The organism is Schauerella aestuarii, assembly GCF_009866805.1.
Taxonomy (GTDB): domain Bacteria; phylum Pseudomonadota; class Gammaproteobacteria; order Burkholderiales; family Burkholderiaceae_B; genus Schauerella; species Schauerella aestuarii.
In genome coordinates, this window is record NZ_SIZW01000042.1 from 321,921 (window position 1) to 335,742 (window position 13,822).

Consider the following 13,822-nt stretch of genomic DNA (forward strand, 5'->3'; position numbering starts at 1 on the left):
ATGAGCACGATTTCCCAAAGCTCCTCGCGCGGCAAGGCGCTGGGCACCGGCCTGGCGTTTCCGGCGTCCCTGGTCGTTTTCCTGATCATCCTGATCCCGATCGTGCAGCTGTTCCGCTACAGCTTCAATCACTTCGATCCGGCCGAAATGATGCAGTCGGCGTTTACGTTCGAGAACTACATCAAGTTCTTCTCCGATCCGTATTACCGCAACATCTTCTTCACCACCTTGTGGGTGGCGGCAGTGTGCACCGTGCTTGCATTGGTGCTGGGTTTTCCGGTGGCCTACTTCATGGCCAAAACGCAAAGCCGCTACAAGAGTCTCTTCGTCATCCTGCTCGTTTTCCCGCTGCTGGTGGGCAACGTGGTGCGTGCCGCCGGCTGGATGGTGGCGCTGGGCAATGCCGGCGTGGTCAACAGCATTCTGCTGGGCCTGGGCATCATCGATCAGCCGCTGCGCATGATGTATACGCCGACCGCCGTGGTGATCGGTACGACTGCAGTCGTCATGCCGTACCTCATTCTCACCTTGCAAAGCGTGCTCGAAGGGATCGACTTTTCGGTTGAAGAAGCTGCGCAAAATCTTGGCGCCAGCTTCTTCACCACGTTTCGCCGCGTCGTGGTGCCGATCGCCGCGCCCGGTGTGGCGGCCGGCACGATGCTGGTCTTCATTTTGTGCATGAACGCTTACGCCACGCCTGTGCTTCTGGGCGGTTCGGGGATTACGATGATGGCGCCGGCCGTCTACGGGCAGATCACCCGCGCCTCCAATTGGCCGTTCGGCGCCGCGCTCGCGTTGATTCTGGTGGTCGCCACGTTGTTGATCGCCCTTTGCTCGAACTGGCTCATTCATCGCCGCTACGTCAAGACCATGGGGTCTTGATTTCCTCTTGCCGCACTAGAGATTGCAACCATGACCTCCGTTCTGATTAAAAACGCCAAGCTGCTGGATCCCACTGTCGATACGCTTCAGGACGGCTACAGCGTCCTGGTCGAGGACGGCCTGATCAAGGAAATTTCCGACCGTCCGATCACCTCGGCGAGCGCCAATGTGATCGACGCGGCGGGCCGCACATTGATGCCCGGCCTGATCGACATGCACGTGCACGTGATGGCCACACAACTCAATCTCAGCACGCAGGGCGTGCTGCCCGATGCGCTGGTGATGATGCGCGCGGTGCCCATCATGGCCGCGATGCTGCGTCGCGGTTTCACCAGCGTGCGCGATGCGGGCGGCGCCGGCTGGGGCCTGAAGTGCGCCATCAACGAAGGGGCCGTACGCGGCCCGCGCTTGTTCACCTCGGGCCGTGCCTTGAGCCAGACGGGCGGCCATGGCGATCCGCGGCCGCGTTCGGATCACTTGAATCCGATGAGCTACTGCGGCTGCTGCTTCCGTGCCGGCGATATCGGCCGCGTGGTCGATGGCGTGGACGATCTGCGCCGCGCAGTGCGCCAGGAATTCCAGATGGGTGCCGATCAGATCAAGATCATGGCCTCCGGTGGCGTGGCGTCGCCCACGGATCCCATTGCAGCCTATGGCTATTCGGAAGACGAAATCCGCGCGATCGTGGCCGAAGCGACCGGTCGCCAAAGCTATGTGATGGCGCACTCCTACACGGCCGAAGCGATCGAGCGTGCAGTGCGTTGCGGCGTGCGCACCATCGAACACGGCAACCTGATCGATGCGCGCGTGGCGGGCATCATGGCCGAAATGGGTGCCTATGTGGTGCCCACGCTGGTCACCTACGAAGCCTTGGCGACCGAAGGCGCATCGTACGGCTTGCCGGAAGACTCGGTGGTCAAGATCGCAACGGTACGCACCGCGGGCCTCGAATCGCTCGAGATCTACAAGAAAGCCGGCGTGAAAATGGGCTATGGCTCCGATCTGCTCGGACCTTCGCAACGTTTGCAGAGCGAAGAGTTCCGTATTCGCGCCGAGGTGCTCAGCAATCAGGAAGTGATTCAGAGCGCCACCACGATCGCTGCGGAAATCCTGCAGCAAACGGGCAAGCTCGGCCGCCTCGTGGCGGGCGCGCATGCCGACATGATTCTGGTCGACGGCGATCCGTACCGCGATCTGTCATGCCTGCTGGGGCAGGGCGAGCACATTCCGCTGGTGATGAAAGCCGGCGAAATCGAGCACAACGAACTCGCTCACGTGTAAGGTCCGCACCGGTATCCCGCGACGCGCCGTTCAGCGCGTCGCCGGGTGTTCACCGTCCGTGTCGCATCGCCGCTTACTCGATTAGGAATACGTTTCATGTCACAAGACAATCCTTATGCCCAGGCCGAAGTCGGCGAAGAGTCGCGCGACGTCAACGCCGCCAAAGGCTGGCATCCGCCCACGGCGCCATCGCCCCGCGATCGCGGCGAGGGACCGTTCAAGCGTTTGATCCTGCGCGGCGCCACCATCATCGACGGCACCGGCGCGCCGCCCTGGGGGCCGGTGGATATCGTGGTCGAGAACGACCGCATCGTGGCGTTGACCAATGTGGGCACGCCGCACAAGAAAATCGATCCCGCGCGCCGGCCGGGCGCGGGCGATCATGAGATCGATTGCCACGGCAAATTCGTCACGCCGGGTTTCGTCGATGCGCACGCGCACATCGGCACGCCGTATCACGCCATGAGCGGCATCGTGCCGCCGGCCGACTACATCTACAAACTCTGGCTGGCGCACGGCGTGACCACCGTTCGCGAAATGGGCGCCATGGGTGGCCTGGGCTGGACGATGGAACAGCGGGAATTATCCGCAACCAATGCCATCGCCGCGCCGCGCATGCTGGTCCATTCGGTGTTCCCTGCGGTCAACGATCGGGTCAAGACGATCCACACGCCCGAGCAGGGGCGCGAGTGGGTGCGCAAGCTGAAGGCGCGTGGCGCCGACGGCATCAAGTTTTTCGGCGCGCCCCCCGCGATCATGGAAGCGGCCTTGGACGAGGCGGCCAAGGTGGGCCTGCGTTCGGGTTGCCACCATGCGCAGATGCAGGTCACGCGCGTGAATGCGCTGAAGTCGGCGAAGTGGGGATTGACGAGTTCCGAGCATTACTACGGCCTGCCCGAAGCCTTGTTCGAGAACCGCGTGGTGCAAGCCTATCCCACCGACTACAACTACAGCGACGAGTACTACCGCTTCTCGCTGGCAGGGCAGACGTTTCGCCAGGCCGCCGAGCCGGGGAGCGCGAAGTGGCGCGATGTGATGGACCAATTCCTGGAATCCGGCCACACGTTCGTCCCCACGTTCAATATTTACGACGCCAACCGCGACTTGATGCGTGCGCGTCGGGCCGATTGGCACGATGCCTACACCTGGAAGGCGGTGTGGAAGTACTTCCAACCGCAACGTGGCGGCCACGGCGCCTATTGGTATCGCTGGAGCACCACCAACGAGATCGAGTGGAAGCAGAACTACCGCATCTGGATGCAGTTCATCAACGAGTACAAAAATCTCGGCGGCCGCGTATGCGCCGGCAGCGACTCGGGTTTCATCTTTCAGATCTACGGCTTCGGCTTCATTCGCGAACTCGAATTGCTGCAGGAAGCGGGCTTTCATCCGCTCGAAGTGCTGCGGGCGGCAACCTCGCAAAGCGCAGCATTGCTGGGCATCGAGGACGACACGGGATCGATCGATGTGGGCAAATGCGCCGACCTGCTGATTCACGATCAAAGCCCGCTCGAGGATTTCAAGCTGCTGTTCGGCACCGGCGCGATGCGCCTGAATGACGAAACCGCCAGCGTCGAATGGCAGCGCTGCCTGCGCTACACGATCAAGGGCGGGGTGGTGTACGACACCGCCGAGCTGCTCGCCGACGTGCGCGCGCTGGTGAAAGACAGTTGGGCCGGTGATCCGGAAGCGCCTGCCGATGTCCGTTGAACTCATCATCCTTTGCGGGTTTTTGGGCAGCGGTAAAACCACGCTGCTCGTCGATTACCTGCGGGCCGATACCGAGGGTGCCACTGGTGTCATCGTCAACGAAGTGGGCGAAGTGGGTGTGGATGGCGTGATCGTGGCCGACGGCAGCGAAAGCCTGCCGATGACCTTGTTGGCCAACGGTTGCGTGTGCTGCTCCTTGCGCAGCGATCTGGTCTATACGATCAATACGCTGCTCGATGCGCCGCGCCCCGAAGGCCGCCCGCCGATTCGCCGCATCATTCTCGAAACCAGCGGCGTGTCGCGGCCTGGACCGATCATCGCCTCGTTGGCCGACCCCGATCTGATCGCTCGCCGTCTGCGCTTGACGGTGGTCAGCACCTACGACTGCACGCGCGGGCCGTCGATCGACGACGCTTTCGAAGAAGCGGCGGCACAGCTCACGGCGGCGCACCGCATCGTGCTGACCAAGGTCGATGAGGTGTCCGAATCGTCGCTGGCCGCGGCGCTCGGCCGGGCGCGCGCGTTCAATCCGCTGGCCGACGTGGTGGCGGAGCAGGATCGGGCAACCGCTGTGCAAGCTGCTTTTGCCGACGATGCCGGTGTGGGCGCGTCCAGCGCCGATCTGGCGCTGAAGGCATTGCAAAGCGGTGCCGTGGCAGCACTGCGCCATCCGCGGATCAACGTATTTACCGCGCACCCAGGTGCGCCGTTGGTATGGGACGAATTTGCCGAGTGGCTGGATAATATCGCCGGCTTGTGCGGCGATCGGATGCTGCGGGTGAAGGCGGTGGTGCGCGTAACCGATTGCCCCGATCCGATTTTGATCCAGAGCGTGGGGACCACCTTCAGCGGCCCGCAGCGATTGACGCGCCAGCCCGATGCCCAGCCGATCGTGATCGTGATCGTGCGCGATATGGTCGCAGCGGATTTCGACGACACGCCCGATGCCTTGCTGCAACTCCATGCCTGATCACCCCTTTTTTCATGCGTCACGCTATCCGGCTTGACCATTTTTCCATGCAGCGCTTCAGAGCTGCCATTCATATCGAGGACGCTATGCAGAACAAACTCGTCAACCGCCGGGGATTTCTCAAAACGGCATCCGGCCTGGCGCTCGCGCCGGCCTTGCCGCTGATTCCGGGCGCTGCCTTCGCCGCCGAAAACGACGTGGTCGTGGGAACGTGGGGCGGTGATTATCAGAACCTGCTTCAACAGATCATTTCGCCGATCGTGGCCAAGAAGAATATCGGTGTGGTGTTCGACACGGGCAGCGCCGTGGCGCGTGTGACGAAACTGCGTGCCGAGCGCAATTCGCGCCGCGGCTCCATGGACGTCGCGCTGCTGGGTGAAGTCGACATGTACGACGCCGAAAGCTCGGGCGCGCTGGAAAAGATCGACGCCAGCAAGCTGTCGAACCTGCCCAATGCACTGGACACGTTGAAGACGACGTACTCCATTCCGCACATCTTCAGCGCGATGACGCTGGTCTACAACACCGAGAAATTCCCGCAAGGTCCCAAGTCGCTCCAGGCCTTGCTCGATCCGGCCAACAAGGGCCGAGTGGGATTGTCGGACATTCTTTATCTCTACAACGCCGTTTTCGTGGGCCTGGGTGCCGGCGGCAATGCCAAGAGCTTCGAAGGCGGCAAGAAATTCCTGTCGAAGTTCAAGGACAACAGCCCGCGCGTGTACCCGTCCAATGAAGCGGTCGCGACAGCGCTGAAATCCGGTGAGATCTGGATGGCGTGCATGTGGAAGGCACGCGCGCTGCAATGGCGCGACAGCGGCCTGCCCGTAGGCTTCGTCATTCCGGAAGAGGGCACCATCCCGGTGTCGTTCGAGGCAGCTGTCGCCAAGAACAGCCGCAACAAGGATGCCGCATGGGCGTATCTGAACGCCATGCTCGAGCCTGAAGGTCAAGTAGGCTTTGCTCAGAAGATGGGCTATGCGCCGACGGTCAGCAACTCGACGTTGCCGGCTGATTTGCAGAGCCGCGTGGGTTTCACCGATGCCGAGGTCAAGCTGCTGCAGGCCTACGACTTGAAGGCGCTGACGGAAGGCAAGGCCGACATGCTCGAGTTCTGGAACAAGGATTTCAAGGCTGCGATCGGCTGATCGCGAATCGACGTAGACGCGGCGCCCCCTGGGGCGCCGTTTTTCGTTGCGGCTGCGGGTGCATTGCGGTTGCGTTGCGGCTGCGTTGCGGTTGGCGAACGCGCCGGAGTTGGCTTTGGCGTCGGCGTTGTGGGGCAACCCGCGCGGTTGGCACTGCACCTGGAATGTCCTGGCGGCGCGCCGTTCGTCTTTCGACATTGTCGTTTTAAAATGTACGATATATAAAGCAATATAGCGTTCTATGATCTATAAAAAATACAGATGAAATATAGTCGTAAGCACTAAATGTACTATTTATCATCCAAAGATACCGGTTTTGTCGTATATTTAACGCATGAAGAAAAAAATAGCGGTGAGCTTCGAGGGTGAGGAACTGCTGCATCAGCTAGGTATGCGCTTACGCACGGCCCGACTGCGGCGCAATGAATCCGAATCGATGTTGGCAGAACGCCTGGGTGTGACGCGCGCCACCATCAATCGCCTGGAGTCGGGTGACAGCGGCGTGGCGATCGCATTGGTAGTGGAGGCGCTGCTGGTCTACGGCTTTGCCGATCAACTGTTTGCCCTAGCTGACCCCGACACCGATGGCGTCGGCAAGCGGCTCGATGCGTTGAGATTGCCGGTGAGGGGCACAGGCCGGCGCGTGGGCCGCAAGCAGGGAGCGGTGACATGATCGTGACCGCCCGCGCGTGGGCATTGCAATGATCTCGCGCACAAGCAAAGCCGTGGAGCCCCAGCTCTATGTGTACGTCGACATCCGGGGCGAGGCCGTCCTGGCCGGTATGCTGGCGCTGGATGACGAGGGCGAGCAAGGGTTCTTCGCCCAGTTCCAGTATGCCCAGTCCTACATCGATGATCCGCGCGCCTTCGCGCTCGACCCCCTCAATCTGCCATTGACCGATGCCAGGCGAACCTTTCAGACGGAAAGCCGGTATGAAACGCTGGGTGCGATCTTCGATGCCGCCCCGGATGCCTGGGGCCGAAACGTCATGCGGGTGGACCGTGACGGCGCCGACGTGCGGGAGGACGAGGTACTGCTCAAGGGCCGCGGCATGGGGGTGGGCGCGCTTTTCTTCAGCGCATCGGTACTCACGCCCAATATGCGCCGGGTGTATCGGCTACCTGAGACCAGTGAGATCGATACCCTCGCTGGACTGCTGGCCGATATCGATAACGGTGTCAAACCCAAAGGGCTTTATCGCGATCTGCTCGGCAGTTCGTGGGATATCGGCGGCGCACGCCCGAAAACGATTGTGCGCGACGATGCAGGCGAAATGTGGATCGCGAAGTTTCCTCGCGCACGCGACAGCTACGACCGCCAGCGCGTCGAGTTTGCCAACCTCACCATGGCGCGCGAGATCGGCATGACGGTACCCGAAGTGCGCCTGATCGATACCCCGCTGGGCGCGGTGCTCATGACGCGGCGGTTCGATCGAGTACAGTTGGCCTCGGTCGCCGGCGACGAGCCCGTGGTCGCCCGGCGTCACTTTCTCAGCGGCGCTGCATTGATCAGTCCGTCGCCGAGGATTGGCAAACGCGAACTCGACAGTGCCCGCGGCCGCGCCACCTTCTCCTACGCACGCCTGGCCGATGTGGTGCGTCGCATCTCTTCCCATCCCGTCAAAGATCTGCAGGAACTCTATGCCCGCATGGTGCTGAACGTTGCCGTGCACAACACCGACGATCACCTCAAAAATGTCGGCTTTCTCAAGGACGAGACGGGCTTCTCATACCGGCTCTCACCGCTCTTCGACGTGGTGACGCAGGAGGGGTCGTCAAAGCATTATCTTCATCTCGGCATATCCGGAAGGGAAAGTACCTTCGAAAATGCGTTGTCGGAATACCGGCGATTCGGTCTACGCACCGAGACCGCTGCACAGGCAATCGTCGATCGCGTCAAAAAGGTGGTGACGCAGCGGCGCGACTATTACGCGCAAGCCAGGATGCCGCAACAGGAAATCGATCGCGTGGAAGCCGCACTGAGCGCCTGGCGGAGATAAGCGGCTCCATAATCGCGCTGGCTTATCCGCTCACTACCAGGGCGTATTCCGTAGGCCTGCAAAACGGAAATGGAAGTTGCCCAAATCCGCCCCCCATTTTCATCCCCACTCGGTTGATCAGGTTGAATCCCGGGGGCCGTGACGGGCGATTATTGACATGTACTCAGTGACCTCCATTTGAAGAGGTGTGCTCAGTGACACCTATTCAGTGATGGGAATGCGCAACCAGGCGATAACCTCGCCGTGTGCGTGTGCTGGCGATGGCATGCAAAAGTGCGAGGCCATCGTGGAAGCTGGCGACGCGGTCGATTTTCCCGCCGCCGCGGGTACTTGCGCCACCCCAGCATTGCATTACCGACCACTCTCCAAATAAATCGGGCAGCAATGCCGCGATATAACGGCGATCCTCAGACGCGAACTCCATCCGCCGGGGCGTCGGCACGTCCAGCGGGAGCGAAAGCGTAAAGGAATCGGTGGGATCGATCACGGGTCGAAACTTACTCAAAGGGCCGATATTTTAAACATCTTTTTAACAGCCGCGGCCGTGTCTGGCCAATACGCTGCATTGCAAAGCCGCCGGCTCATTGCGCCAGTTTGCGCATGGTCCAGGTGCCATCTTTCTTGAGATCCAACACCACGCCGGCGCCGGTTTCCACCCAGTCGTTTGAAATCGCGCTGATATTGACCTGATGCGTCACCATCAAATAAGGTCCGCCGTTCGGTTTCAGGTTTCTGATGAACTGAAAAAGCGCGTCGGTTTGGCGCGACCGCGACCCGGCATCTTCGAACGACGAGTTCAATTGCGGTAGCAGCGCCACCGGGCCGAGCGCCATGCGCTGCGCCGTTTCGATGCATCGGCACCACGCGCTGGTCCAGACGCGCGTGGGGAATATGCCGGCTTGCTTCCATGCACGGCCGATCGCCGCGGCTTGTTCGCGTCCCTTGTCGTCCAGATTGCGCTGCGTGGCGCAATCGTCGAGGTTGTAGCCGGCAGGATCGCCCACGCCCGGAGCATTGGCGTGGCGGATGATGACCAGCACATTGGGCTTGGCGAGATCCGCCAGCGTCGCGACGCCGGACGGCGTCGAAGGCGCCGCCGCGGTGGATTCGAGGATCGAACCTTCACTGCGCGCTGCCCTGGGAGAAAGGGCCGGCGTCGCGGCGGTTGAGGGCACGGGTGGCGATGCCGCCAAGGCGGGTGCCGAGGGCGCCTGAGTGGGGCCGGCGGCGAGTGAGGCGCCGAAGACGCCCGAAGCGGCAAGAAGAACGAAGACGCCACATGCCAGCGTGGACAAGCGTACTGCGACCGACTTGCCATCAGGCGCTGCGCACCGGTCCGCTCGATCGTTACCTAGGTTGGCATGATGCATGGCCGCTCCAAAAAAACGCGAAAGGATGTGAACGAAGTGTAGATTCTGCCGGTCTAAATTTCTGAATCACACGCAAAATAGAGCTGTCATCGATGCCGCCGATGCACGGATCAATCGTAGCGTAACAACTGTCCCAGCAAAGATTGGATTGCGTCGCTGCCGCAGAATTTCGGCACGACGGATGCTGTGAGAGGTGCAGAAGTCGGCAGATCGAAAAGACGACTCACACTCCGCTCTGGAGGAGACACCATGACTATCCAATATGCCGCCGCGCATGCGCCGTCGGCGTCGCGCTTGGGGAGGTTGCCATGACCCTCTCAACAAACACCACGCGAGGGATGCCCGAGCCGCATGACGAGGTGTTCGATCGCGACTACGGCCTGGGTGGCCCGGGTGAGGGCGTTGCATTTGACGATACGGATGACGAGCATCGCGACGCTCCGGTAACGATCACCCATGGCGTGACGTATCTCCCCTTGATTTCGCTTACGGCCTATCAGACGATCGCATGTGTGCAAGCGGGCGCGGCGCACGGGCGGCGGGTGGTGCTTTGGTCTGCCGATCGGCCCGAACGCGGCGCCACGGATAGCGAGGCGGCCTGCTTGCTGATCGAAGTGATCAATCTGCGCGACGCTGTTACCTTGGGATGCGTGGCCGACCAACTCAGAGCGTTACTGGGGCCGGCCCACGTGCAGGGCATTCGCGATCCCCGGCGCGCGGTCAGCCGCAGCGCCCAGCGTGCGGACGATCGATCGCTTCCGGAGCCGTGATGGGTGATTTGCGTGATCGAACGCCGGCTTAAGCTGGCACCAGCGCCTTGGACATCTTTTGGAGCGTGATCAATAGATCAGCCATCGGCACAGGTTTGCTGAGTTCATCGGTGAACAGACTGTTGCGGCCCCGCGCCGTGCTGTAACCGGTCAGCGCCAGCGCCGGGATATCGGCATTGCGACCGCCACGTCGAATCGTGGCCAGCAAGGCGTAGCCGTCCATCTCAGGCAATCCGATATCGGACACCAGCAGATCGAATTCATGCTGCGCCAGTTGACGCAGTGCATCACTGGGGGTGGATGCGCTTGCAACGATGGCACCTTCCATCTCGCATAACGCCGTTACCGCATCAAGCACGTCCTCGGCATCGTCGACAATCAACAACCGCACGCCGCTCAGGAGGCCTGGCGCACTGCTGACCGCTAGAGGTGGAGCCAAGAGGGACCGGGTAGGAATCAGGTTCACGATGAGCGTTCCAGATAGGTTGATCGATTCTATTCTCACATATGCTGCGACGCAGCGAGCGTCGAAAAGTAACCGTAGGTCGCCTGCCGTAGGGGAGAGATGGGTATTCTCAACCCTATCTCATCCTTATGGCCGGGAGGGTGATCGGATCATCAAATGACGCGCCTGGTCGGACCCCAGTACGCCGGCACAGTGTGCGGGCTCAATGGGGCGATACGGTCTTGAACGCCTGATCGGGCAACACGGTTTGCGGGCTCAATGGGGCGATACCGTGTGCGACGGCAGTGTGGGCTGACGGCGTCCCGCGAGCTTATGCAACACCAGCGCCAGAATCAGCAAGCCTGCCACGCCTAACCCCCAGACGATCCCGACCAACACGGCAATCCAGCTGCCCAAGCCGGCTGCGGCGGGAAGAATGGCGTTAAGTCCTTGGACGCTGGCCAGCACCCCCTCCTGAAGTGACTGCATGGCTTGCGGCCCGAGCCAGGGTGCCAACCAGGCCAGCTCGGGGGAGGTTGCGACGCCGCTCGATCCTGGCGGTAGTTGCACGGCGCCGATGGCCGCCAGCACCCAGTGCATCAGTTGCAATGCCACCGTCACGAGTCCTGTCCAAAGCGCGGCGAGCGCCGCGAACGTGATCCAAATGATTTTCTTCATGTACTGCTCCATTCTTAGAGGTCGGTCTCGGATCCGCAATGCACGGTGTGTGCAAGGAGGGCTCGATGTTCCAGCGACGCCAGCGCAGCGACGGCTGCGGATGGCACGTCTCGAACGATAGTCGAGCTGAGGTAACTGAAAAACCAGAAAGAAAGGGCGTTCAACATCGTAAAAGTCGAAGTATGGTCCGAATGAGGTGTTTCACTGCGATGGGGTAGCCGGGTGCAGCGCAGCCGACAGGATGCGCTGCACCAGCGGATGGTGTTCGCCACGGCGATTTCGGATGGCGTAGATTTCTTCCTGCACGGCGTCACAGCGTCCAAGCAAACGCAGTCTACGCAGGCTGCTCGTGTTTTCGCCGCCCAGGCGGCTGATCGGAAAAACGCCCAGTCCACCCGCCGCAAACACCGCCATCAGGGCGCTATCCTCAAATTCGCCTACCACGTTCGGGCGCAGCCCCTGGTCATCGAACCAGCGATCCAGGGTGGTACGCAATACGGAATGCCCTGTGGGCAGCAACACGGGAAGCGTCGCCAAAACAGCCGGGAACGCCTGCGCCTGAAGGCGGCGCACCCATTTCGCCGGCCCGTACCAGTCCACGGCGGACGATACGAGCAAATCGCTCACCAAACGCAGGTTGGGGTTTGCCGGCGCCCCTTGCCCCGCCAGCACCAGGTCCAGACGATGCAGTGCGAGCTCACCCAGCAGTTGGTCGAACTCTCCCTCGTGGCAGGTGAGGCGCAAATCCGGCGTGTCGAGCACCGGGCCCAGTAAGCTGTGCGCAGCCAGTTTGGAGATGCCATCGGATAGCCCCACCGACAGGCGGATCGTCGGTTTGGTCGCCGCGCTGCTGACGTCCTGGGGCAGGGCCTGGCCGATCTGGAAGATCAGTTCGGCGCGTGCGAACGCCACTTGACCGGCTTCCGTCAGCGCGACGCCGCGTCCCGCCGGTTTGAGCAATTGATGGCCCAGGCTTTTTTCGAGTTCCCGCACCTGGGCGCTGATCGTTTGAATGGCCATGTCCAGCCGATCGGCTGCTCTCGCAAATCCGCCTTCCTTGGCGACGATCCAGAAATAATAAAGATGGCGGTAATTCAGCACGGCGGGCTCCAGCTGCGGTTTTTACGAACCCAAAAGCGGGATAGGGCAGATTTTACGATGTGTCCCTGTGTCCCCGTGCCCCTAAGTTCCTGAGTCCTTGCGCCCGTCCGGCCGCTCGGCCGGCAATCCAGGTGTGTGCGCGGTGGAATGCGGCTTAACTTCGGCCGCAAACAACCGTAATCAAAGCTCGGGCGTTCGCTTCGCACAGACGCGAGCGCCGATCACTGATGAGCAGGATGATTATTGATGACCGACCCCGTGACGACATCGGCGCTGACGGCTGTTGCCGGCGCATCCGCGCTGGCCGCCAATGCCAACGCCAACGCTCCGGTACCCGATGCATCGGTATCGGGCGCGCAGTCAAGCGCAACCGACGGCGAAACCGACACGCCCGATAAGGGCGATCAAGGGGTAACGGTGACGCTTTCCGCTGAGGGCCGGACCCTGGCCCGGATGTCCGGTGGCATTTCGGGTGCTGCGCCGGCGCAGCGCAGCGACAACAGCGATATCGACGATAGCGATCTGCCGTTGGGCATCAAGAACGCGCTCAAGCAGATTCGTGAGTTGAAACAGCAGTTGAAAGAGAAGATGGAAGAACTGCAGCGCACGATGTCCGATCAAACGCTTGCGCCCAAGCAGCGCGCCGCAAAAGTACAGCAGTTGCAGGCCGAGATCGGGGTGATCACTACGGCGCTGGCCACGGCGATGAAGGCGCTCAGCGAGGCGCTGCAGTCTTCCGGCGTGAGCCCGGAGCAGCTGCAAACCGCCGCGAAACTCGCCATGGTCTGAGCGGCGCGGTCGTCACGCTCGTGCGCGCGTGCGGGCGAGCTACGCGATCGCGATCGTGGTCGTGGTCGTGCGAATCGTTCTGCATGTGCAGACTCTCGAGGTTTTCGTCGTCGCGGTCGCCTGCATCGCGAGCCGGATAAAGCGCGATGTCGATCCACACCTGATCGCGCACCATCTTTGCAATCAGATCCGCGAAGTGCGCAGGTGCGGTCGACGCCACACTCACGCCCTTGAGCAACCGTGCGATATCCACCAGCACCGGAACGGTTGGCTGAGCATCGACGTCGTTATTGCCGGCGTCGCCACCGAACGACTTCACCACCAGATTGACGCCACTGTCCGCCGAGCGGCTCGTCACGCCCAGGGAGGGCTCCAGATACAGCTCCGTGTGGGCATCGGCAAACAATGAATCCGCCAATGCCCCGACATCCGAGACGATCTGAATCGTGTGGGGATCGCCCACAAGCGCCGGCGCATTGGCTGACAGCATCCCGGTGGGACCCGTTTGCCAGCGTTGCCCGTTGCCCGAAACGATCGGGTCCTCGGAGGCGTCGAGCTGTAGCCGGTGCTGCACCATCAACTCCGCAAACTGGGGAAAGCTCAGAAATCGATTGATTTTGAGCTTGCGGTTCAGTGCGCGGTCGATTTGTACGCTTGCCATGGCGCGTCTCCCTTTTCTGG

At 61.6% G+C, this 13,822-nt stretch carries 15 protein-coding genes; 9 read left to right on the forward strand and 6 right to left on the reverse strand.

Translation table 11 applies throughout. From position 1 onward, the window contains the following. The 7 genes from EYW45_RS16565 (at window position 1) to EYW45_RS16595 (ending at window position 7,988) form a co-directional block, all read left to right on the forward strand. Window positions 1–882 (forward strand): ABC transporter permease, encoded by an 882-nt coding sequence (locus EYW45_RS16565; protein WP_161136540.1) that lies wholly within the window; start codon window positions 1–3, stop codon window positions 880–882. 30 nt (window positions 883–912) lie between these two features. Then, window positions 913–2,163, forward strand: a complete 1,251-nt coding sequence (locus tag EYW45_RS16570; protein ID WP_161136541.1) for a metal-dependent hydrolase family protein — start codon at window positions 913–915, stop codon at window positions 2,161–2,163. Window positions 2,164–2,259: 96 nt separating this feature from the next. Continuing rightward, window positions 2,260–3,873, forward strand: coding sequence for an amidohydrolase family protein (locus tag EYW45_RS16575; protein WP_161136542.1), 1,614 nt, complete (start codon window positions 2,260–2,262; stop codon window positions 3,871–3,873). Then, a complete protein-coding gene (locus tag EYW45_RS16580) occupies window positions 3,863–4,843 on the forward strand; it encodes a CobW family GTP-binding protein (protein WP_161136543.1) in 981 nt (326 codons plus the stop codon). Before EYW45_RS16575 ends, EYW45_RS16580 begins: the two co-directional genes overlap by 11 nt. Before the next feature lie 86 nt (window positions 4,844–4,929). Continuing rightward, window positions 4,930–5,988, forward strand: coding sequence for an ABC transporter substrate-binding protein (locus EYW45_RS16585; protein ID WP_161136544.1), 1,059 nt, complete (start codon window positions 4,930–4,932; stop codon window positions 5,986–5,988). Window positions 5,989–6,322: 334 nt separating this feature from the next. Further along, entirely contained in the window at window positions 6,323–6,661 is a 339-nt protein-coding gene (locus tag EYW45_RS16590; RefSeq protein WP_161136545.1) for a helix-turn-helix domain-containing protein, read from the forward strand. Window positions 6,662–6,689: 28 nt separating this feature from the next. Beyond that, window positions 6,690–7,988, forward strand: coding sequence for a type II toxin-antitoxin system HipA family toxin (locus EYW45_RS16595; protein WP_161136546.1), 1,299 nt, complete (start codon window positions 6,690–6,692; stop codon window positions 7,986–7,988). A gap of 205 nt (window positions 7,989–8,193) precedes the next feature. Here the strand turns inward: EYW45_RS16595 and EYW45_RS16600 are convergent, their stop codons facing one another. Beyond that, complete coding sequence (locus EYW45_RS16600; RefSeq protein ID WP_161136547.1) at window positions 8,194–8,475, reverse strand: WGR domain-containing protein; 282 nt, start codon at window positions 8,473–8,475, stop codon at window positions 8,194–8,196. Window positions 8,476–8,569: 94 nt separating this feature from the next. After that, window positions 8,570–9,358: a histidine phosphatase family protein gene (locus tag EYW45_RS16605; RefSeq protein ID WP_161136548.1), complete on the reverse strand. Its 789-nt coding sequence runs from the start codon at window positions 9,356–9,358 to the stop codon at window positions 8,570–8,572. A 308-nt stretch (window positions 9,359–9,666) separates the two neighbouring features. On the opposite strand from EYW45_RS16605, the gene EYW45_RS16610 reads away from it, so the two are divergent. After that, window positions 9,667–10,128, forward strand: coding sequence for a hypothetical protein (locus EYW45_RS16610; protein WP_161136549.1), 462 nt, complete (start codon window positions 9,667–9,669; stop codon window positions 10,126–10,128). Window positions 10,129–10,156: 28 nt separating this feature from the next. Here the strand turns inward: EYW45_RS16610 and EYW45_RS16615 are convergent, their stop codons facing one another. The 3 genes from EYW45_RS16615 to EYW45_RS16625 form a co-directional block, all read right to left on the reverse strand. After that, on the reverse strand, window positions 10,157–10,519 hold the full coding sequence (locus EYW45_RS16615; RefSeq protein WP_161136550.1) for a response regulator: 363 nt from the start codon (window positions 10,517–10,519) through the stop codon (window positions 10,157–10,159). A 330-nt stretch (window positions 10,520–10,849) separates the two neighbouring features. Further along, a complete protein-coding gene (locus EYW45_RS16620; RefSeq protein ID WP_161136551.1) occupies window positions 10,850–11,251 on the reverse strand; it encodes a hypothetical protein in 402 nt (133 codons plus the stop codon). A 201-nt stretch (window positions 11,252–11,452) separates the two neighbouring features. Beyond that, window positions 11,453–12,352 carry a LysR family transcriptional regulator gene (locus tag EYW45_RS16625; protein ID WP_161136552.1) on the reverse strand — a complete coding sequence of 300 codons (900 nt, stop codon included), beginning with the start codon at window positions 12,350–12,352 and terminating at the stop codon, window positions 11,453–11,455. 246 nt (window positions 12,353–12,598) lie between these two features. Between EYW45_RS16625 and EYW45_RS16630 the strand changes: the two genes are divergently transcribed. After that, on the forward strand, window positions 12,599–13,141 hold the full coding sequence (locus EYW45_RS16630) for a hypothetical protein (RefSeq protein WP_161136553.1): 543 nt from the start codon (window positions 12,599–12,601) through the stop codon (window positions 13,139–13,141). Here the strand turns inward: EYW45_RS16630 and EYW45_RS16635 are convergent. After that, complete coding sequence (locus tag EYW45_RS16635) at window positions 13,068–13,802, reverse strand: hypothetical protein (protein ID WP_161136554.1); 735 nt, start codon at window positions 13,800–13,802, stop codon at window positions 13,068–13,070. The genes EYW45_RS16630 and EYW45_RS16635 overlap by 74 nt on opposite strands. Between the last annotated feature and the right edge of the window lie 20 nt (window positions 13,803–13,822).

Bases quoted from the DNA above. Each gene is read 5' to 3' on its own strand.
- EYW45_RS16565 (WP_161136540.1), top strand. From the start codon at position 1: ATGAGCACGATTTCCCAAAGCTCCTCGCGCGGCAAGGCGCTGGGCACC.
- EYW45_RS16570 (WP_161136541.1), top strand. From the start codon at position 913: ATGACCTCCGTTCTGATTAAAAACGCCAAGCTGCTGGATCCCACTGTC.
- EYW45_RS16575 (WP_161136542.1), top strand. From the start codon at position 2,260: ATGTCACAAGACAATCCTTATGCCCAGGCCGAAGTCGGCGAAGAGTCG.
- EYW45_RS16580 (WP_161136543.1), top strand. From the start codon at position 3,863: ATGTCCGTTGAACTCATCATCCTTTGCGGGTTTTTGGGCAGCGGTAAA.
- EYW45_RS16585 (WP_161136544.1), top strand. From the start codon at position 4,930: ATGCAGAACAAACTCGTCAACCGCCGGGGATTTCTCAAAACGGCATCC.
- EYW45_RS16590 (WP_161136545.1), top strand. From the start codon at position 6,323: ATGAAGAAAAAAATAGCGGTGAGCTTCGAGGGTGAGGAACTGCTGCAT.
- EYW45_RS16595 (WP_161136546.1), top strand. From the start codon at position 6,690: ATGATCTCGCGCACAAGCAAAGCCGTGGAGCCCCAGCTCTATGTGTAC.
- EYW45_RS16605 (WP_161136548.1), bottom strand. From the start codon at position 9,358: ATGCATCATGCCAACCTAGGTAACGATCGAGCGGACCGGTGCGCAGCG.
- EYW45_RS16610 (WP_161136549.1), top strand. From the start codon at position 9,667: ATGACCCTCTCAACAAACACCACGCGAGGGATGCCCGAGCCGCATGAC.
- EYW45_RS16620 (WP_161136551.1), bottom strand. From the start codon at position 11,251: ATGAAGAAAATCATTTGGATCACGTTCGCGGCGCTCGCCGCGCTTTGG.
- EYW45_RS16630 (WP_161136553.1), top strand. From the start codon at position 12,599: ATGACCGACCCCGTGACGACATCGGCGCTGACGGCTGTTGCCGGCGCA.
- EYW45_RS16635 (WP_161136554.1), bottom strand. From the start codon at position 13,802: ATGGCAAGCGTACAAATCGACCGCGCACTGAACCGCAAGCTCAAAATC.